13 protein-coding genes are annotated in these 21,026 nt (G+C 64.8%); 2 read left to right on the top strand and 11 right to left on the bottom strand.

Going from position 1 to position 21,026, the window contains the following annotated elements; genetic code table 11:
- Positions 1-155: 155 nt before the first annotated feature.
- Complete coding sequence (locus OY559_RS09740; RefSeq protein ID WP_277729827.1) at positions 156-1,223, top strand: LacI family DNA-binding transcriptional regulator; 1,068 nt, start codon at positions 156-158, stop codon at positions 1,221-1,223.
- Positions 1,224-1,298: 75 nt separating this feature from the next.
- On the opposite strand, the gene OY559_RS09735 is transcribed toward OY559_RS09740, so the two are convergent.
- The 8 genes from OY559_RS09735 to OY559_RS09700 all read right to left on the bottom strand — a co-directional run bounded on the left by OY559_RS09735 (position 1,299) and on the right by OY559_RS09700 (position 13,227).
- Complete coding sequence (locus tag OY559_RS09735) at positions 1,299-2,729, bottom strand: sugar porter family MFS transporter (protein WP_277729826.1); 1,431 nt, start codon at positions 2,727-2,729, stop codon at positions 1,299-1,301.
- Positions 2,730-2,812: 83 nt separating this feature from the next.
- The gene (gene xylA, locus OY559_RS09730; protein WP_277727613.1) at positions 2,813-4,147 is read right to left on the bottom strand and encodes a xylose isomerase; all 1,335 of its coding nucleotides are present in this window, start codon (positions 4,145-4,147) and stop codon (positions 2,813-2,815) included.
- A gap of 44 nt (positions 4,148-4,191) precedes the next feature.
- Entirely contained in the window at positions 4,192-5,685 is a 1,494-nt protein-coding gene (gene xylB / locus OY559_RS09725; protein ID WP_277729825.1) for a xylulokinase, read from the bottom strand.
- 205 nt (positions 5,686-5,890) lie between these two features.
- Positions 5,891-6,589 carry a DUF6445 family protein gene (locus OY559_RS09720; protein ID WP_277729824.1) on the bottom strand — a complete coding sequence of 233 codons (699 nt, stop codon included), beginning with the start codon at positions 6,587-6,589 and terminating at the stop codon, positions 5,891-5,893.
- An 18-nt stretch (positions 6,590-6,607) separates the two neighbouring features.
- The gene (locus tag OY559_RS09715; RefSeq protein ID WP_277729969.1) at positions 6,608-8,122 is read right to left on the bottom strand and encodes a tryptophan halogenase family protein; all 1,515 of its coding nucleotides are present in this window, start codon (positions 8,120-8,122) and stop codon (positions 6,608-6,610) included.
- A gap of 32 nt (positions 8,123-8,154) precedes the next feature.
- Positions 8,155-9,174, bottom strand: coding sequence for a cupin-like domain-containing protein (locus tag OY559_RS09710; protein WP_277729823.1), 1,020 nt, complete (start codon positions 9,172-9,174; stop codon positions 8,155-8,157).
- Positions 9,175-9,178: 4 nt separating this feature from the next.
- The gene (locus OY559_RS09705; RefSeq protein WP_277729822.1) at positions 9,179-9,937 is read right to left on the bottom strand and encodes a SapC family protein; all 759 of its coding nucleotides are present in this window, start codon (positions 9,935-9,937) and stop codon (positions 9,179-9,181) included.
- Positions 9,938-10,092: 155 nt separating this feature from the next.
- Complete coding sequence (locus OY559_RS09700; protein ID WP_277729821.1) at positions 10,093-13,227, bottom strand: TonB-dependent receptor; 3,135 nt, start codon at positions 13,225-13,227, stop codon at positions 10,093-10,095.
- A 624-nt stretch (positions 13,228-13,851) separates the two neighbouring features.
- Between OY559_RS09700 and OY559_RS09695 the strand changes: the two genes are divergently transcribed.
- Entirely contained in the window at positions 13,852-14,925 is a 1,074-nt protein-coding gene (locus OY559_RS09695; RefSeq protein WP_277729820.1) for a LacI family DNA-binding transcriptional regulator, read from the top strand.
- Between the two features lie 199 nt (positions 14,926-15,124).
- Here the strand turns inward: OY559_RS09695 and fdhD are convergent, their stop codons facing one another.
- From fdhD to OY559_RS09680, 3 genes are all read right to left on the bottom strand, one after another.
- On the bottom strand, positions 15,125-15,934 hold the full coding sequence (gene fdhD, locus OY559_RS09690) for a formate dehydrogenase accessory sulfurtransferase FdhD (protein WP_277729819.1): 810 nt from the start codon (positions 15,932-15,934) through the stop codon (positions 15,125-15,127).
- Positions 15,924-17,681 (bottom strand): FdhF/YdeP family oxidoreductase, encoded by a 1,758-nt coding sequence (locus tag OY559_RS09685; protein ID WP_277729818.1) that lies wholly within the window; start codon positions 17,679-17,681, stop codon positions 15,924-15,926. Before OY559_RS09685 ends, fdhD begins: the two co-directional genes overlap by 11 nt.
- Before the next feature lie 65 nt (positions 17,682-17,746).
- Positions 17,747-20,830, bottom strand: coding sequence for a Tn3 family transposase (locus tag OY559_RS09680; RefSeq protein WP_277726211.1), 3,084 nt, complete (start codon positions 20,828-20,830; stop codon positions 17,747-17,749).
- Positions 20,831-21,026 lie beyond the last annotated feature (196 nt).

Below are 21,026 nucleotides of genomic sequence, written 5' to 3'. Positions count from 1 at the left end.
GGCACGCCCCTCGTCGCCCCGCCGCGTTGGCGATACCATGAGGCACGACAGCAAAACTGGCCAATGCGCGGATTTCATGGCCGTCACCGCGTTGGTTGCCGTCGCGCAGAGCGGCCATGGGTCGACCGCCTTCCGTCCCCTGAAAGGAACGCGTTTTGGAAAAACCGACGAGAGCCGTGCGACGCAAGAGCCGCGGCATCACCATCGACGAAGTGGCCGCACTCGCGGGCGTTTCCCCGATGACCGTGTCGCGCGTGATCAACGGCAAGACCAAGGTCAAGGACGCGACGCGCGAACGCGTCATGCGGGCCGTCCGCAAGCTCGACTACACGCCCAACCTGGCGGCCAGCTCGCTGGCGGCCGCCCAGCACACCCGCATCGCCCTGATCTATACCAATCCCAGCGGCGCCTACCTGCGCGAACTGCTGCTTGGCCTGCTGCGCGTCGCCTCGCGGACGACCATCCAGCTGGTGAGCGAATACTGGGAAGACGTGGATGCCGAGTCCGAGCGCAAGGCGGCGCGCGAACTGGCCAAGCGCGTCGATGGCGTCATCCTGCCGCCGCCCCTGTGCGAATCCCGCGCGGCGGTCAGCGAACTGGTGCGCGCCGGCGTGCCGGTGGTCGCCATCGCGTCGGGACGATTCAGCGACGAGATCTCCTGCGTGCGCATCGACGACTTCCGCGCGGGCAAGGAAATGGCCGAACACCTCATCGAGCACGGCCATACCCACATCGGATTCATCAAGGGCCGGTCCGACCTCAGCGCCAGTGCGCGACGCTTCGAAGGCTTCCAGGCGGCCCTGCATGAAGCCGGCCTGGCGCTGGAACCCGGCCTGGTGCAGCCCGGCGACTACACGTATCGCGCGGGGCTGAAGGCCGCGGAGAAGCTGCTGTCGCTGCGCCGGATGCCCAGCGCCATCATCGCCAGCAACGACGACATGGCCGCGGCCGTCATCTCGGTGGCACACCGGCGCGGGCTGGATGTGCCACGCGACCTGTCGGTGGTGGGCTTCGATGACACGTCGGCCGCCACGACGGTGTGGCCGGAACTGACCACCATCCACCAGCCCATCGCGTCGATGGCCAACGACGCCATCGATGTCCTGCTGCGCAGCATCCGCCGCCAGGACGGCACGACCCGCGTGCTCGCCGACCACGTCGCGGCACACCGTCTGGTCGTGCGCGACTCGGTCTCGGTACCGCCCAAAGCCAAGCGTCGCTGAATCTCCACGAAGCCGCAGCGCGGATCGCGCGATCGGACAACCGGGGTAGCGTGCCGCGGCAGGCATGCTCCGCTCCTAGCCTTCCATCTGCTCGAGTTCCCTGCCCTTCGTTTCGTGGACGAACCTCAGCACGAAGAAGACGGAGATGATGGCGGCCAGCGTGTACAGACCATAGGTGGCGGCCAGCCCGATGCCAGCCAGCAGCATGGGGAAGGTCATCGTGACCAGGAAGTTCGCGCTCCACTGGAACAGGCCCGCCACCGCCAGTCCCGAACCGCGGATCTGGTTGGGGAACATCTCGCCCAGCATCACCCACATCACCGGGCCCCAGGACAGGTTGAAGAACACCACGTACAGGTTCGCGGCCACCAGCGCCAGCACCCCCATGCTGCCGGACAACTGCAGCTTGCCAGCCGCATCCAGCGAACCACTGGCGAATGCCACCACCACCGCAGCCAGCGAAACCGCCATGCCAACCGAGCCTGTCCACAGCAGCGGCTTGCGGCCGATCCGGTCGATCAGCAGCACGGTGACGATGCAGGCGCCGATGCTCAGTGCGCCGGACAGCACGTTGATCAGCAACGCGTCGTTCTCGGAGAAGCCCACGGCCTGCCACAGCACCGCGCCGTAGTAGAACACCACGTTGATGCCGACCAACTGCTGGAACGTGGCCAGGCCGATGCCGACCCACACGATGGGACGCACCTTGCGCGTCGTCTTGCTGATGAGATCCGACAGGCGTGGGCGATGGTGGTCCGACGCCAGGCTGCCCTGGATTTCCGTGAGCTTCCGCCGTCCTTCGTCGCTGCCATAGAGCTTCTGCAGTACCGCCAGCGCTTCCTCGTGCCTGCCCTTCACCACCAGATAGCGCGGACTCTCGGGAATGAACAGCAGCGCCACCAGGAACAACCCCGCCGGCAGGATTTCCACCCAGAACATCCAACGCCAGGCTTCGTAGCCCAGCCAGTACGGCGTCACCGATCCGCCGGCCACCTTGGCCAGCAGATAGTTGCTGAGGAAGGCGGCGAACAGCCCGCCGATGATCGCGATCTGCTGCACCGTGGCCAGCCGCCCGCGATAGCGTGCCGAGGAGACTTCGCTGATGTAGGCCGGCGACATCACGCTGGCCGCACCCACGGCGAACCCGCCCAACACGCGATAGATCACGAACTCCAGCGACCCGGTGGCGATGCCCGAGCCCCACGCAGAGACGATGAAGAACACCGCCGACACGATCAGCACGTTGCGCCGACCGTACGAATCCGCCAGACGGCCAGCGAAGAAGGCGCCGATCGCGCAACCCAGCAGCATCGAAGCAACGTTGAATCCCGTGCCGACCGAATCCGAATCGAAAGCGGCCTGCAACCCGTCGACGGTGCCATTGATCACGCCGCTGTCGAAGCCGAACAGGAAGCCACCAATGGTGGCCACACAGCTGATCAGGATGATGAAGCGGGTGTTCTCCCCACTGGCGACATTGCCGCCTTCAAGCGTGGTGCTGTTCATTCGTTGCGCCCCTCCAGGCTTCGAATCGCTCTGCCGCCAATGCCGCCGCCCGAACCCCGCGGGCGGAAGCCGTCATCACGCACTCAGCGCAGCAGATACTGGTTGAGCAGGTTCTCGTACCGCTCCTGCTTGCCGCTGGTCTGCTTCGGTTCGCCCTGCGTAGCCGCCAGCGCGGCCAGATCGGCCAGCCCCAGCGTGCCATTCTCGAAGTCCTTGCCCTTGCCGCTGTCGAAGCTGGCATAGCGTTCCTTGCGCCACTGCTCCCACGGCGACTCGGTCAGCAGCGCATGCGCCACTTCCAGCCCGCGCGCGAACGCATCCATGCCGCCGATGTGGGCGATGAACAGGTCTTCCAGGTCGGTCGATTCGCGGCGCACCTTGGCATCGAAGTTCAGACCGCCCTCCAGCCCACCCTGGCGCAGCACCACCAGCATCGCGCCCACGGTGTCGTACAGATCGGTGGGGAACTGGTCGGTATCCCAGCCGTTCTGCGCGTTGCCGCGGTTGGCATCGATGCTGCCCAGCAGGCCATGGTCGCTGGCCACCTGCAGGTCGTGCTCGAACGTGTGGCCCGAGAGCGTGGCGTGGTTGGCTTCGATGTTCAGCTTGAAGTCCTTCGCCAGCCCATGCTCCTTCAGGAAACCGGCCACCGTGGCGCTGTCGAAGTCGTACTGGTGCTTCATCGGCTCCATCGGCTTGGGCTCGATCAGGAAGTTGCCCTTCAACCCGATGCTGCGCCCGTAGTCGCGCGCCATGGTCAGGAAACGGGCGAAGTGCTCCACCTCGCGCTTCATCTGCGTGTTGACCAGCGAGGCGTAGCCTTCGCGGCCGCCCCAGAACACGTAGTGCTCGCCACCCAGTTCCACCGTGGCTTCCAGCGCCGCCTTCACCTGCACCGCCGCGCGGGCGACGACGGCGAAATCCGGATTGGTCGAGGCGCCGTTCATGTAGCGCGGATGCGAGAACAGGTTGGCCGTGCCCCAGAGCAGCTTCATACCCGTCGCGTTCTGGCGCTCTTTCGCCAAGGCAACCATGTGTTTCAGGTTCTTCTCGTACTCTCCGATGTCGTCCGCATCCGGCGCCAGGTCGATGTCGTGGAAGCACCAGTACGGCACGCCCAGCTTGGTGAAGAACTCGAACGCGGCATCGACCTTGGCCTCGGCCGTGGCCATCGGTGTGCCGGCCTCCCACGGGAAGTGGCGCGTGCCCGGGCCGAAGGGATCATGGCCGGCGTTGCAGAAGGTGTGCCAGTAGCAGACGGCGAAGCGCAGGTGCTCCTGCATGGTCTTGCCACCGACCTTCTTCTGCGCGTCGTAGACCTTGAACGCCAGCGGGTTGTCCGAGCCGCGGCCTTCGAAGGGAATGCGGCCGATGCCGGGGAAGTATTCCTTGGCGCCGATGAAGGGCTGGGTGTTCATGCTGCGGTGATCCTGTGGTTGTGCGAGGTGTCGCGGGGGGGACGTCAGCCGCGTTGCAGCGGGGTGACGGCATCGAGGTGCTGGAGGAAGCGGGTGTAGGCCGTCGCATAGGCCTGCGCGCGGGACGCATCGGGCGTGGCGGACAAGGCCGCATCGAAGGCGATGTGCTCGTGCGTGATGTCGGCAATGGACGCGCCCTCGCCTTCTGCACGACCCAGCGCCCACAGCGCCTGCAGGGCCGCACCGAAGGCCGCACCCTCGGACTGCACGGGCACCTCCACCGGCAGGCCGAACACATCGGCCACCATCTGCCGCCACGCCGCGCTGTTGCTGCCGCCGCCGGTCAGCACGATGCGATCGAAGCACATGCCCGCGCGCACGAAGGCATCGAAGCCGTACTTCAGGCTGTAGGTCGCCCCTTCCATCGCGGCGCGGTAGACGTGCGCGGCGGTCAGGTTGTTCGTGTCCATCCCGGCCAGCACGCCCTTGCCCCGCGGCAGGTCCGGCGTGCGCTCACCGTTGAGGAAGGGCAGCATCACCAGCCCGTCCGCGCCGGGCGGCGTGGCATGCAGGTGCGCATCGCCCTCGCGCGTGCTGAAGCCGAAGGCCTTGGCCACCTGTTCGGTTGCCACCGTGCAGTTCATCGTGCAGATCAGCGGCAGCCAGCCGCCGGTGGAGGAGCAGAACGCGGCCCAGGCGCCATCGGGATCGACCACGGGCGTGTCCGAATAGGCGAACAGCGTGCCCGAGGTGCCCAGGCTCATCGCCAGCCGGCCCTCTTCCACGCAGCCGGTGCCGATGGCCGCCATCATGTTGTCGCCGCCCCCGACGGCGACCTTCGCCGTCGCCGGAAGGCCCAGTCGCGCGGCTGCGGTGGGATTGATGTCGAACAGCGCATCCGGGGCCGCGATCGGCGGCAGGCACTCAGCGAGATCGCGCTCCGCATCCGTCGCATGCAGCAGCTCGGCCGACCAGGTGCGCGTGCGGACATCGAGCCAGCCGGTGCCGGAGGCATCGCCGTACTCGCAGAAGCGCTGGCCGGTCAGCACGAAGTTGAGGTAGTCGTGCGGCAGCAGGATGGTCGCCAGCCGTGCGTAGGCATCGGGACGATGCGTCTTCGTCCACGGCAGCTTCGAGGCGGTGTAACCGGCCAGGATCGGATTGCCCGCAAGCGCAATCGTCGCTGTCGAACCGCCCACGGCATCCATGATCTGCGCGCACTCGGCGGTCGTGCTGGTGTCGCACCACAGTTTGGCCGGGGCCAGCACATTGCCTTCCGCATCGAGCGGCACGAAGCCGTGCTGCTGGCCCGATACCGACAACGCCACGATGCGCGCACGCACGGCCGGATCAATGCGGTCGAAGCAGGCCTGCATCGCGGCCACCCAGTCGGCGGGGTGCTGCTCGCGGCGGCCGTCGTCGCCGCCCATCAAGTCGAGCGGCGCGCTGGCCGTGGCCACGAGGGCGCGCGCGGCAGCGTCGTAGACCACCACCTTCAGGCTTTGCGTGCCTGCATCGATTCCGGCAGTAAAAGCCATCGACCACGACCTCCAACACACGAAAAGTTAGCGCTACCATTTTGTCCGGTAAAAAAAGGGAACCGCTCAACCGCTCCCTCTTCCCGCACGGCAACGTCGCCCTCTGCCGTGACGGCGACACTGTAACCAGCACCTGCCAAAAAAGCGTGCTGCACCGCAGAATCCCATGCAGAACAACGATTTGGACCCGAGGCAGCAGCCTCGCTCAGGTCACCACATCGATGAACGCGTTGATCGACAGCCGCCCCTGCATCGGGTCCGACGGCAGCACCCGGTCGTTGCCGATCCTGCCCGAGTGCAGCGCGTTCCTCCGGTACACGATGAGCCGGTTGAACACGCCCTCCACGCTGGCGACCCGCTCGAACAACGGCGTGTCCCCGTCGATGTAGCCAACCCTTGGCATGGCGTCCTTATCACTTTCCTGCGCCAGTCGCTCGAAGTACGCCGCATGGCGGCTTTCGTCGACATACTCGAACCCGGTATGGCGATGCCGGTAGAAATCCGTACCGCCCCACGCGCCGCGGAACAGGTAGTGCACTGTCGCAAGACCTCCGCTGCTCACCGAATCGATGTGCGGCACGCGCTGCAGGAAGTGCAACGTGGCCGGCGGCTGCGTGACCAGCGAGAAATGACACATCGGAAACACGAAGCGACCCGGCGCCAGATCGAAGCACTCGCGCAGCAGCGGGTTGAGCGTCGCCTCCAGGAACGATTGGTAGGAAACCGGCGCGGGCGCGCGGATGCCGGGAAACATCGACGACTGCTTCACGTAGTGCCGCGTGGCCGCTTTCCGCAGCATCCGCTCCGGATCGGCCAGCAGGTTGTCGATGACCAGCAGTGGCGCGCCCTCGCGCCCGACCAGCTGGCGGGTTATCCGGATATCCGGATGGCGGGCCAACAGCATCGCCGTCCCTGCGTCCGGCTAGCGCGGCACGGGCCGGTTTCCCCACACCTCGGGGCCGGCCTTGCAGTAGCGGTCGATGAAGGCTTGCTGCGATGGCATGCCGGCGACCGCACGCTCGATGGGCTGGCGGATGGAATCCAGCAGTTTGCGCAGGTCGTCGTCCGCGAGCGCGCGCGCCAACGGATGCGGCGGCCCCGGCTGGATGCCCTGCCCCAGCAGTACGTGGGTCCACGAATCGACCCGGAACAGTTCGTCAGGATCCTGCCAGGCATGCGCGCGCTCGCGCCATGCGCGCAGGCGGATTTCCAGCGAGTCCGGCAGCGGCATCTCACGGCACGCCTTCCACATCGGCTCGTCGCGCTGCGTGGCGTGGTAATGGAGGATGATGAAGTCGCGCACGTGCTCCATCTCCGCGCGGCTCACCTCGTTGTACAGCTCGACCAGCGACGAGGCGATGCCGTCGAACGGGAACAGCTGGACCAGCCGCACCACCGCGCTGATGGCCAGGTGGATGCTGGTCGATTCGAGCGGCTCGATGAAACCGCTGGCCAGGCCCAGTGCGACCACGTTCTTGTTCCATGCCTTCAACCGGCGTCCGGTACGGAACGGCACCAGCCAGGGATCGCGGATCGCCGGCGCGCCGGCATCGCGCAGCAGCTTGGCGCGCGCCTCGTCGTCGGACATGTGGCGACTGGAGAACACGAGGCCACACCCCACGCGATGCTGCAGCGGGATATGCCAACGCCAGCCGGCCTCGTGCGCGATGGCGCGGGTGTATGGCACGGGCGGCCCGACGGACTCGGTCTGCACGGCGACCGCCCGGTCGCTGGGCAGCCATGCGTTCCAGTCTTCGTAGCCGGTACCCAGCGTCTGCTCGATCAGCAGTCCCCGGAACCCAGTGCAATCGATGAACAGATCGCCTTCGATGACCTGCCCGTCTTCCAGCACCAGCGCCTGCACTCCACCATCGTGCGCGTGCTGCCGCACCTCGCGGATCTTGCCCTCCACGCGCCGGAGCCCGTAGCCCTCGGCGATGCGGCGCAGGAATTTCGCGTAGAGGCCGGCATCGAAGTGGTACGCGTAGTTGACCTGCGGTTGGGTCTGCAGCGAGAACTGGTCGCCTCGCGAGGCCAGCGTCTCAAGGCAGAAGTCGCCGAGGTCCGACGGCATGTCACGACGCAGGCTGTCCAGCCAGAAATGGTGGAACGCCGCCGCCCACGTGCCTTGTCCGGTGATGCCGAAGGGATGGATGTAGCGCTCGCCTGGACGGCGCCAGTTCTCGAACGAGATCGAGAGCTTGAACGTGCCGGCCACTGCACGCAGGAACTCCTGCTCGTCGATCTGCAGGAAGCGATGGAACGTGCGGATGGGCGGTACCGTGGATTCTCCCACGCCTACAGTGCCGATCTGCTCGGATTCCACCAGGGTGATGTCCAGCCGGTCGCGGAACTGGTGCGACAGTGCGCAGGCGGCCAGCCAGCCTGCGGTACCGCCACCGGCGATGACCACCTTGCGGATCTGACCTTCCGGCATGTTGGGAGAGTCCACTGTGGTTGCTCCAGGTGTCAGCGATTGAGGCGACCGATCAGCATGGCGCGGATACGCCGCGCCTGCGTCTCGTCGATGGGTCCCAGCATGTCGCGCGCCTGCGCAGGCAGGTGTTCCCCTGCCTGCCCGGCGGGACCGAACACGTAGTACGCGAAGACCTTCGCCCACGCCTGCTTCTCGCGTTCCGGGAGGTCGCGCAGCGTCCACAGCGCATGGTGCAGCGCCGGCAAGGGTGAAGACAGGAACGCCGGCGAACGGCGCCACCAGTAGTTCACCAGCACGTTGAAGGGCCCGAGGCTGCGCACGTGGTGCCACCACATGCTGGGGATGAAGATGGCGTCGCCGGGTTCCAGCAACGCGGTCTGCGCGGCGGCCAGCGCCCGACTGAATCGCGGATGGCGCTCAGGGTCGGGATGATCGAAATCGACCACGCTGACGACCTGGCCGCCGGGCGTGGGCTCGAACGGGCCCGGGTAGAGATTCTCGATCTGCTCGGGCGGGAACAGGGTGAACTGCCTCCGCCCCACCGCACAGCAGGCAAGGTTGTCGGGTGCGTCGAAATGGCAGGACGCCACCACCCGGTTGCCTATCCAGATGCCGGGTGGCGCATCGATCCCGTATCCAGCCAACCCCAGATCGTTGTCCTGCGTGAAACCCGGAAGCGCGCGATCGACCAGCAGCGATGCCACGTAGTAGGTCGGTGGTCGCGCATCCTCCAGATGTCGGCCGATCTCGTCCAGCACCTGCGCGAGCAGGCCGCGCCGGACTTCGACGTTGAGCCGCGTGAAGTCCTCGTTGTAGAAGGGACGCCCTGCGATGTCCGGGCCACCGAACGAATACTGCACGGGGACACCGGCATCGAAGCCGCGCAGATAGTCCATCGCCTCGCGCGTGGACCGCAACCCCGCCTGCACCAGCCCCCACGCGCGCGCGATGCCCTTCAGCACCACGGGCTGGCCTTCGGCCATCAATGCGTCCAGCGGCAGCGCATCGGCGCTGAGGTTCTCCAGCGTGCGCATCGCCGTGCCGTCGGCCATGGCGTCAGTTCTTGCCGGCTGGAACGGCGGCATCCTGCGCGCGCAGGCGACGCTGCTTTTCGGCCATCAGGCGACGCACGTTGTGCAGCGATGCCAGCATCAGGTACGCACCTTCCAGATAGCCCGCACGGTTCAGTTCCAGCAGCGCTTGCCCGTCCAGCATGGCCAGGCGTTCCCGGTCGATGCCGTGCAGCCCATTGACGGACACACGATGCCGCTCGTCCAGCTGTACGTCGAGGTTGACGGGCTGTATCAGGCCTTTTTCTTCCAGCGCGGCGAACATCGCCGCGCCGTAGGCGCTGCCGTCGCGGATCCCGCGCAGGACGTTGGCGACGTGTTCGAGATAGGGTGTGTTGCCACCCTGCGGCAGGAAGACCGGCTCGCCCGCGGCGAAGTTGACGCGGGGATGGTCAAGGTCCACGTGCATCACCGCTTCCTGCATGAGTTCGCCATCGATGCGCTGTTCCTGGAAACCGATCAGGAACGGCCCCCTGGCGGCGGCACCCGGGAGATAGGACGCATTCCACCGGCCATCCTGCAGGAACAGGTTCTCGCGCTGCTCGAAGCCCAGCAGCACGACGGATTGCCACTCACCCGTACCCGGGTCTTTCCGCAGGAAGATCGGATATTCCCGCTGCAGTTCCGCGAATTCGCTCGGGAACGCCGGCACCATGCCCACGTCATCGCCGTACTCGGGGCCGAAGCCGGTGGCGATACGCATGTCCCGGTGTGAAACGTTGTTGAGGAGTTCGTAGCGGGCCATCTTCTCGCTCGGTTCGGTCGGGAGCTATCCCACAATACAGCGCTGGCGGAACTTCTTCGAGACACCCTCCGGGGTTGCGCGCCTCGATAAAAGGGACCGCTGCTCACGCAGCGGTCCCGCTCGGCGACATCCGGAGAGGGCGGCTATCGCCAAGGTCAGAACTTGTAGCGGACGCCCACCATGTAGCGCGGACTCTGGTCGGCCAGCTTGACGATCATCTGGTCGGTACGTGCGCGCCAGCGCACGTCCTCGCCGGTCAGGTTGATCGCCTCCAACCCGAACGACCAGTGGTCGTTGAGCGTGTAGTTCACGCTCAGGTCCCACTGTTCGTACTCTTCCACGTAGTAGGGATTGCGGCTCGCGCCCTGGTTGGCGAGGATCAGGTACTCGTCGCGCCAGTTCCACGCCAGACGCACCGACCAACCATGTTTTTCGTACATGAACATGGCGTTGGCCGTATCGCTGAGACCGGTCAGCGCGAACTGGTCGATGGCCGGATCGCCGCCATCGTCGTAGCCCACGTCACCCCGCACGACGGTGTAGTTGGCCAGGATGCCGAAGCCACTGTCGCCGAAGAAGTACTGGCCACCGAGTTCCCAGCCATGCAGCTTGGACTGGTTCTGGTTGATTGGCCGATTGACGTTGAACATGTACAGCGGATCGTCGGCTTCGCCATACAGGTTGTAGGCGGCTTCGGTCGCCAGCGTCTGCGCACCGGTACCGTCGAACGCGGCCAACCCGGCCGGATCATTGCGCAGCAGCGCAAGGGCGGTGAACAGCGACGTGTCGTTGGCGGAACACGCGGCCGCGTTGGCGGCCCCCACCTGGGTCACGCACGCGGCACTGGTGAGGAAGTCCAGTGCGGCCTGCGCATCCGGGCCCGAGGTGGGATCCCTCAAACCGTACAGGGATTCCTGGCCGACGGTATTGCCGATGAAGTTGTCGACCGACTTGTTCCAGTAGGTCAGCGACACGTAGCTCGCATCGGCGAAGTACCACTCCAGCGCCAGGTCGAGGTTGTCCGATTCCAGCGGCTTCAGGCTCGGATTCTGCGCGTTCCCGCTTGCGCGGACGGAGGGATCGAGCAGCACCGAACCGAAGGGCTGCTGCGCGCCGGGGCCGGCGTACAGGTTGCCGTAGGGGGCACGCGCGATGCTCTTGCCGAATGACGCCCGCCCCTTCAGTTCATCGGTGAAATCGATGCTGAAGTCCAGGTTCGGCAGGATGTAGCTGTAGCTGGCCTTCTCGCTGAAGGGCTGCTGTTCGTCGGACAGCACGATGCGGAAGTCGTTGTTGGCCTGCCACTCGATGGCCTCGGGAATGGCGATCACGGAGGTCGACACGACGTCCGTCGTCTCGTACCTCACGCCAAGCCGGGTATTGGTACGCATGCCACCCAACTCGCCCTCCAGTTCCACCTGGAAGTACGCCGAATGGGTCTTCTCCTCCACCCGGTTGTCGGCCGCGCGTTGCGGACTCACGCCCAACCCCACGCCATACTGGTCCGCCGCCCACTGCGCGAGCTCGGCCGCGTTGCCGCGCCACGCCGGCCAGCTGGTGGCGTTGTAATCATCGAACAGTCCGACGAGGTTGACCGGTCGGAGAAGGTCCACCAGTCCAGCCGCCGTGTCCGAATCCACGTTGGCCACGCCCCAGTCGCCCAGCGTGGAATATGCTTCCGCCGCCTGGATGCGATGCGTCGTGGACTTGTTCGTGTCCACGCCGAACTGGAACCGGCCCTGGTCGAAGCTCCACTCGCCGTCGATGCGCGCCTGCTTGATCTCGCTGACCTGGGTCTGCGCATTGACGCGAAGCACCTGCGAGCCGATCTCGCCCTCCACGAATCCGGGATTGACCACGCCGTTGGTCCCGGCGATCGCGTCGTCGGTGGTCGGGTACCAGGTCTGCGTGCCGATCGGCAGGCCGTTGTTGAACACCAGCTCCTGCACCCACGAGCCGCCGCAATGCGGGCCGGTGGTGCAATTGTTGGTGCCGGCGATGCTCATGAAGATCGAGCCGCCGCCGGTGAGCGGGTCGTTGGGCCGGCTTTCGTTCTTCGAATTGTGGGCATCGAAGCTCAGGCGGAACCTGTCGCTGACATCCCATGTCGCATTCAGGCCCAGCGACCCGAGCTTGTACTTCTGCATGCTGCGTTGCTGTTCGAGGCCGAAATCCTTGGTGCCGGCGATCTCGCGGATGTAGATGGGCGTGGCGACGGCCCCGCTGGTGTCGAACTCGATGTCCGTGTAGTTGCTGTTCTGCAGCCACATCGCCTGTTCGCCGCGATTCTCGGTGATCTCGTTGGTCGAATAGGTGTAGTCCAGCGTCAGGGTCAGGCTGTCGGTCGGCGCGAACTGCACCACGGCCTGGCCATTCACGCGCTCGCGCTCGAAGTCGGAGAACGCATAGCGCAGATCATTGGGGCGTGCGTACAGATCGCCGATGGCCGGCGCATTGACCACCGTCGGATCGCCCGGCATCGTCCCGGTCCACGGCTGCACGTTCCAGTAGTTCTCGGTCGCCTGCACCGAGCCACCCTTGCGCTTCTGGTGGCTCGCACTCAGGCTCACGCCGAACGTCTTGTCCGGGTTGGTGTAGCTGAAAATGCCCGACAGTTCCGGCGTGAAGTCGTTGTCGAACGGCTGGCTCTGGTCGGAAACCACCTTGGCGCCGGCGCTGGCCACCACGCCGTCGTAGTTGAACGGTCGTGCGGTCAGGATGTTGATGGTGGCGCCGATGCCGCCACTGGGCACCTGCGCCTGGCTGGTCTTGTAGACCTCGATGCCGTTGATCGCTTCGGCCGCGAGCTGCGCGAAGTTGAATGCGCGCGTGCCGCCGTCCACGCCACCGATGGCGACCTGTCCGGAAGCACCGAACGCGTCCGCACCCGGCATCTGCCGGCCGTTGAGCGTGACCATGTTGAACTGGGGACCGAAGCCGCGCGCCGTGACCTGCGCGCCTTCGCCATCGCGACGCTCGATCGAGATGCCGGTGATGCGCTGCAGGGATTCAGCGAGGTTCGTGTCCGGGAATTTGCCGATGTCTTCCGCACTGATCGCATCCACGACGCCTGCGGAATCGCGCTTGATGTCCATCGCCTGGCTGAGGCTGTTGCGCAGGCCCGTGACCACGACGGTGTCCAGCGTTGTCGCGTCGGGCGCGGTCTGCTCTTGTGCCTGTTGGGCGGCTTGCGCCTGCGTTTCCTGCCCGAAGGCGGGGTTGATGACCAGTACGCCACCCACGAAGGTGAACATGGCCGTTGACTTGAACCTCGCCAACTTGCGACTCATCAGCATGTCCTCAGGTCTGGAATTGAAGGGCCAACGGCAACGCGGAATTCATGTGCCCGCGCTTCCGCAACGGCTTGGGCCTCGCTCGGTGCGCGGCATCGGAACCTGCACTCTTTCATGTGGTCTCCCCTCTCTCGTTCGATCAATGGATGTGTCGCCCTCCCCAAGGGCCCCTCGCGGGCGCAGACCCGCGCTTCCTGCCGGGCGCGGTGGCTGCGCCCGTTACTGCATTGCCGTTGGAAACGCCCTTCCAGGCGTGTTCCAGAGTCGCAAGGCGACAAAGCGTTCAATCGACTTCCAGGACAGGATCGATGGCGGATCGAGCAAATGTGGTAGCGCTACCATCGAGTTCGGCGCAGACTAATCACGCGCCCCCGTGCTTGTCACCATGCACCGCAGCAATCCCGGACGCGCCACGGTGCGCGTTACGCGATGCGGGCATTGCGGCGAGTCGGTGGAAGCGATTTCATCTGCGATCGAGGGGCGCTGCCATGTAATCGCGATTCCGGCGCAGCGTGTTGGCTGGCACATCGCAGGTGCTTTGTTTGCCCCTGCATGCGACGCTCGGCGCGCATGCGGTAGCCACACAGCCCGGCCGTTGGGGATCGGAGGAGACAGGACGGAATGGATAAAGCCAGCAGGTCGTTCCGGCGAAAAGGCGGCGCGATCACGATAGACGAGGTCGCGGCCCGCGCAGGTGTTTCGCCGATGACGGTATCGCGCGTGATCAATGGGCATGGCGGGGTACGCGACGCTACCCGCGAGCGCGTCATGCTGACAGTGCGCGAACTCGGGTACAGGCCCAATCTGGCGGCGAGTTCGCTTGCCGCGGCACAGCACACGTGCATTGCACTTATCTACACCAATCCAAGCTCAAGCTACCTGCGCGAACTGCTGGTGGGTGCCCTGCGCGGTTCGGCGCGTGCGGCGGCACAATTGGTCATCGCGACCTGGGACACGCTGGATGCGGACAGCCAGCGCAGCGCGGCGCGCGAGCTGACGAAGAGCGTGGCGGGCGTGATCCTGCCACCACCGTTATGCGAGTCCAAGGCGATTGTCATGGAATTCATCCACGCCGGCGTGCCCGTTGTCTCGATCGCCTCGGGCCGCTTCAGCGAAATGATCTCCTGCGTCCGCATCGACGACCATCGTGCCAGCCACGACATCACGGCACATCTGATCACCCACGGACATGTGCGGATCGGCTATATCAAGGGCGATCCAAACCAGACCGCCAGCGCCCATCGCCTCCAGGGATACCGGGATGCCCTGGCAGAGGCCGGCCTCGCATACGACGAAACGCTCGTCCAGCCAGGCTACTTCACCTACCGCTCGGGCCTGGATGCGGCAGAGAACCTGCTGGCGTTGCCCCAGCCGCCTACCGCGATTTTCGCCAGCAATGACGACATGGCCTCAGCCGTGGTCTCGGTCGCGCATCGCCGCGGCCTCGACGTGCCGCGGGACCTGTCTGTTGTCGGCTTCGACGATACGTCAGCGGCCACCATGGTCTGGCCGGAGCTCACCACCGTCCACCAGCCGATCGCGTCCATGGCTGATGCCGCGATCGACATCCTGCAGCGGGAAATCCGGCGTCCACACGCGTCCGCGCGGGACATCGTCAACCATGTTGTCCCGCACAAGCTGGTGACACGCGCCTCGGTCGCGGTCAAACGGCCGGGCAGGTCCAAACGCCGGTAGCGCGAGCGTCCGCCCAGGATGGATGCCGGAACCCTGCACCGCCAGCACGGGCGACTGCTCGCGAAGCGGGACGGCATGCACCGACCGACCACGGCCGACGCACACGCACCGTTCGCGCTCGTTCAACAGGCTTTGGCTCGTCCCGACGGAAAACTTCCTTGAATCACGCCTTTGGAAGTTCAGGTTGGCGGCAGTTGGCTCAAGCTGGCTCAAGCCGCCACGGATGGCTGTAGACCACGTGCCTGCTGCCACGAAGAAAGCCCACCAATGTCAGGCCGCACCTTCCTGCCAGATCCACCGCCAACGCAGTGGGCGCCGACATCGCCGCCAACAGCGGCATTCCCGCGACCGCAGCCTTCGCCGCCATCTCGTAACTCGCACGGCTGGTGATCAGTGCGAAGCCCGATCCTGTATCGGTGCCTTCGCGTTGCATCACGCCGATCAGCTTGTCTAGCGCGTTGTGGCGTCCGACATCCTCTCGCACCAGCATCACCTTCCCGTCCGCCCCCGCCCATGCCGCCGCGTGTATCGCGCCGGTAGCCGCATTCAGTGGCTGCCGCTGTTCGAGTTCGAACAATGCGGCATGCAAGGCGGACGAGGCGATGGGGCCTCCATGCCCGACGGACGCTGGCTGCCTGATGACGTCTTCCAGACTCCGGTTGCCGCAGATGCCACATCCACTTCGCCCCGGCAGCCAGCGTTGATGCCCCGTGGCACGCGCAGGCAAAGGATGGCGCGTGCGAAGGTCGAGCTGGATGCCTTCCAGCAATGTCTGCGCGGCTATCGACACAAGATCGTCGGCGGCAAGGCCCAGCTCGGTCAGCGCAAATCCATACGCGAAGTCGTCCAGGTCGCGCGGCGACACCATCATCACCGCCAACGGTTCGCCGTTGCAGTGGACCGCCAGGGGGACTTCCTCCGCCAGCTGGTCCTGCCGGACCGTCGACACGCCACCGGCAACATCGACGATCTCGCGCTCCGCCAATCCATCGATGCGTTCAGCCGGCATGGGGGTCCGGATCGCACAGCTTCCGCACGACGACGGGAATCGACTTGTAGGCCGGCGTCCCCGACTGCGGATCGTGGCTGTCCAGCGGCACCAGCCGGTTGCCTTCCGGGTAGTACATGGCGGCCGAACCGCGCGGCAGGTCGTACTCGACCGCGATGAAGCCTGAGACCGTGCGCGTCGCGGCGCCCTCGCCATGCATCCGCGATGCCACCTCGATCCTGTCGCCCTGCTCCAGCCCACGCGATCGCATGTCCTCGCGATTCAGGAACACCACATCGCGCCGGCCACTGATGCCCCGGTAGCGATCGTCGAGACCGTAGATCGTGGTGTTGTATTGATCGTGGGAACGGATCGTCGTCAGCGTCAGCAGTTCGCGCCGGTCGATGCCCGGATCTTCGTCGAGGCCGGGGGCGACCAGGAAGCGCGCCTTCCTGCCGGGGCCCCAGTCGCGCTCGGATGCACCGATGTACAGGCGGAATCCGCCCGGCTCGCGCACGCGGCGGTTGAAATCCCTGAAGATGGGGAGCACCGCTTCGATATCGTCGCGGATGCGGTCGTAGTCGCCGACCAGTCCGTCCCAGTCCACCCTGGTCTGCGGCAACGTGGCCTTGGCGATGCCGGCGACGATGGCCGGTTCGGAGAGCAGATGTTCCGACGCCGGCGTCAGGCCGCCCTGCGAGGCATGCACCATCGACATCGAGTCCTCCACCGTCACCGACTGCAGCCCGCTGGCCTGCACATCGCGTTCGGTGCGGCCGAGACAGGGCAGCAGGAAGGCCTGCTTTGCCGGAATGAGGTGCGAGCGGTTCAACTTGGTGGCGATGTGCACGGCCAGGTCGAGGTTGCGCATCGCGGGGATCGTCGTGTCCGGATCGGGCATGGCCACAGCGAGGTTGCCGCCCATGCAGACGAGCGCCCGCGAACGGCCGTCGCGAATGGCCCGCACCGCTTCCACCGCATCGTGTCCGTGTGTGAGCGGGAACTCGAAGCCGTAGGTCCGCTTGATCGCATCGACCAGCGCCTGCGTCGGCTTCTCGGTGATGCCCACCGTGCGGTCGCCCTGCACGTTGGAGTGGCCGCGGATCGGCGCGATGCCGGCGCCAGGCTTGCCGATGTTCCCGCGCAGCAGCATCAGGTTGGCCATCTGCTGCACGTTCTGGGTACCGCGCCGATGCTGGGTCATGCCCATGCCGTAGCAGAGGATCACGCGCTCGGCCTTGGCATAGAGGCGCGCGGCGTCGGCGATGTCATCGCGCGACAGGCCGGAGTGTTCGACGATCTCGTCCCACGTCGTGCGCGCCAGGTCCTCGCGCAAGGCATCCAGCCCCTCGGTGTGCCCAGCGATGAAGGCATGGTCGAGTACACCCTGCCCGCCTGCAGCAAGATCCGTGGCATCGGCGTCCAGCAGCCACTTCATCATGCCTTTCAGCAACGCCAGGTCACCGCCGATCCTGACCTGGTAGTAGGTCTGCGCAATCGGCGTGGCGGTGTTGGTCAACATCTCCGCCGGATGCTGTGGCGAGGTGAACCGCTCCAGCCCGCGTTCGCGCAGCGGATTCACCGCCACGATGGGCACGCCACGTTTCGAGACCTCGCGCAGCGTGGACAGCATGCGCGGATGGTTGGTACCCGGATTGTGGCCGAAACTGAAAAGCGCATCGCACAGCGCGAAGTCGTCCAGCGTGACCGTCCCCTTGCCCACGCCGATGGATGCGGGCAAACCGACGCTGGTCGCCTCGTGGCACATGTTGGCCAATCTTACCCAACGCCCAGAAATGTAAAGTTAGCAATTTCCGCGGGGAAAATGGCCGTTCACTGATCGAAAAGCTCACCTTCCAGGTTCGATTCGACGACACCCCACAGCTGCGGGTTTCCGACGATGGACGCAATCGCTGAGAGGTCCACGTCCACCTCCGAATCGCTGAAGTCAAACGCACCAAACAGGTTGACGTTCTGCCAGGCCACTGGCGATACCTTCGTCAATCGTGCGATCGCCTCCGCGTTTCCGGCAGCGAGCATGGTTTCGTAGATGATCGACAGCAGCGCGGTGTTGTAGTAGATCACAGCGTTCGCGATGAGACGCGCGCAGTCGTTCCAGATCTTCTGTTGCTCTTCGGTGGTGACCCGGAACTTGCCATTGTTGACGTAGGCGATCACCCGCCGCAACCGGTGGTAAGCCTCGCCACGGTTGAGCGCACGCTGCACGCACTGGCGCAGTTCGACGTCGTCAATATAGTCCAGGATATAGAGCGATCGAAGGATCCCCTCCATTTCCCAGAGAGCCTCCTTGGTTTTGTTCTGGAGCTCGTAGCTGCTCAGTTTACGAACGATCGTCGCCTGCGTCACATGCTTCTGGCCGAGCGAGGCCATGATGCGCTGAATGTTCGGCCATTCGGAGACAATGAGCGCCTCCCTCACCTTGCGGGACGGCTTGATGAGCATGTCCCCATAGTCGCGGGGTGCCCGGAAGCCAACGAGCATCCGATCGGTTTTCGAACGAACATCCTTATAGCGAGGCGCGAAGCGGTAGCCGTAGGTATCGAGCGCAAAGAAGTTGATCTGATTGGTCCCGTGCGTGTCGGTGGAATGTTGCTCCGGACGAACCTCGCTGGTGTTGTTGAAGAGCAAGTCGAAGACGTAGTGGCTTTCATGCTCATGGGCTCCGATCACCGTGCCCGCAATTGGGATGTGGTTAGCCACTGCCGTCACCACGCTGATGCCTTTCTTCAGCCCAAAGTACTTCGGCGAATGCCGTGCCTTGTAGGTGTCTACCTGTGTCTCAAAGCGCTGGCCGTCGCTCGACGAGTGCAGGCGCTCCTGTATGTGGAACAGCTTGAAGGCCGGCAGTTTGGCGGTGGCGTTAGCGATGGCGTCGTTGGCCGCGCGCAGCGTTTCCTGGCGAATGAAATTGCGAGCCGTCGTGGACAGGCCGGAGTACTTCATATCGGCGACTTCGGCCATCTTCAACAGGCCCATATTCGTTCCGAGCGCGACGATGGCGGCATCGAGCTGCGGTGCGTCGAGCGGCTGCTTGGCGAAGCGTTCAAGCACATGGGTAAAGTGCTGGCGAAACCCTGTCTGGGCGGCGACGAATTTCAGCAGCTCGGAGATGCCGATCATCGGCAACTGGGCGTAGAAGCCACCCACCCCGGGCGACTCGTCCTTCGGATACTCGAGCTTCCACCGCGTGGTTTTCTTGCCGCGCAGCTGGAAATGTGCGTTGTTCTTGTTCCGGATACGCTCGTTGACGCTGGCGTATTTCGCCTCCAGCTCCTCGCGAAGTGACGCCAGAGTTTCCTCGATCGGCCTCTCCAGGACAGGTGCGTCCAACGACTTGAGGATGGCGTTTTTGTCATTCTCCCAACGTTCGGCGTCGATCAAGTCATCTTCCAGGCCGCGGTTTTCGTTGCTGTCGCGAATGAACACGTTGCCCGCCGCAATCGCGTCGCACAGTTCGCTGTAGAGCGCAAACTCGTAGCGGTCGACGTCCAGCTCCCGCTTGCCCTTGGCGTCAGGTACGAACACATAGCGGCGAATGCGCTTGGAGATGAACTGCGTCGGAAAGTCTTTCGGAGGGACTTGCCTGGGCGAGCGGCCATCCCGAAGGAGCTTCTTAAAGAAAGCCACCGCCTCCAGGAGCGCCTCGTTGGTATGCGGGCCGTCGAAGTCCAGCTCGGCGAACAGGTGCCGCAGGTTCTTCTTGATCGCTTGCGAGAGCTCGCCGTACGCCTTCCATTGATAGGCCGTCTTGTCGAACGCAATGTCTCGAAGATAGTCAGCCACCGGCGCAAAACGGTCCTTCGGGAGTAGCTGGTAGGCCTTGTCCTTCACCGCGGCGAACCGCGTCTTGTCCTGAATGTTGGAGTCGATGAACAACTCAAGCACATTGCCCGCGCCATGGAGGCCCTGGACGCTCTTTTCCATCGTCTCCAGCAGGGCTTGCTCGCTCGCCGCTCGCGCGTCTCGAGTGTAGAGCTCCACGCGGGTGATGAACGCTTCCACCAGGTGGTCGTTGATCTGGCGGTAGCGGTGGAACGCAAAGCACAGCAGATAGAGGTGGACGACCTGCGGGTCCATGCGCTGGAGCTTGAACAACGTGTAGAAAATCACCATGGAGGCGTAGTACTTGCTGCTCTCCGGGGAGATGTTCACCTGCTTGAGGAATACTTTGGCGAAGGCGTACAACGGAGCGAAGGTTTGGCGGCGTGAAACTTCTTCGCGCAGCGCGGTGTAGCTGAAGTCTCGAAGGTCCTGCTTGAGCAAGCCGAGGCTGTTCACCGACCCGTCGTTCGCAAGCAGGCTATTGAGCAGCTTGCGCACCGGGGGCTTGAGTGCCTTGCGCAGGCTCGTCGTCAGACGATCGCGTTCGGTGTTCATCACCTCGCCCACAAGGTCCTGCAGCGCGGAGTACGCCGGCCGGACGACCCGCTCGCGGTCGACGAATTTGAGGGCCTCTCGGAGAAGGTAGTTGGGCTGCGTGGACCGCATCGCCAACTCGTTCAGACGCGCCAACAGCGCAGGGCGCATGCCCGTCCACCGCCGATATCCCAGCAGTTCCAGGATCTGCTCTTGGATCGACTGCATCGTTGGGCGCGAAGGCGGTTCTGGAAGCGGCAGATGGCGACGGTCGGGAAAATAGCGGCCGACGATGTGCTCAATATCGTCGCGGGCCGACTCCCCGGTGGGGTCGAAGAACATGCGCCGGGCATGGAAGTAGCCCAGCTGCAGGACAAAATGGATCCCGACCGCATTACGCCGCTGGACCACGACCTCCAACTCCTGCGGTGTGAGGTCGAAGTACAAGTCGCGGTCCCGGGCATCGAAGCGCGGCTGGCCCCACAGCTCATCGATCTCCTCCTGACGCAGGATGGAGAGACGATGCGAGCGCTCAGTCATGCAAAGGCCCCTTGTTTATCGAAACAAATCAATCTATTGGAACAAGAAACGCTCAGTCGCCCAAAAATGTAAAGTTCTGAAGGGTACCGAGAGCATTCAGGCGTCAGACCTGGCCACACCGCCATCAAATTGGGCCGGATTCTGCGCATTCCGAGCCGCGCTGCACCGCCTCCCTTGCAGAAAAACGTGAGCAATA

It is taken from the genome of Pseudoxanthomonas sp. SE1, assembly GCF_029542205.1.
Taxonomy (GTDB): domain Bacteria; phylum Pseudomonadota; class Gammaproteobacteria; order Xanthomonadales; family Xanthomonadaceae; genus Pseudoxanthomonas_A.
The sequence above is the reverse complement of the archived record's forward strand: the minus strand, read 5'-3'. Positions and strand labels throughout refer to the sequence as shown.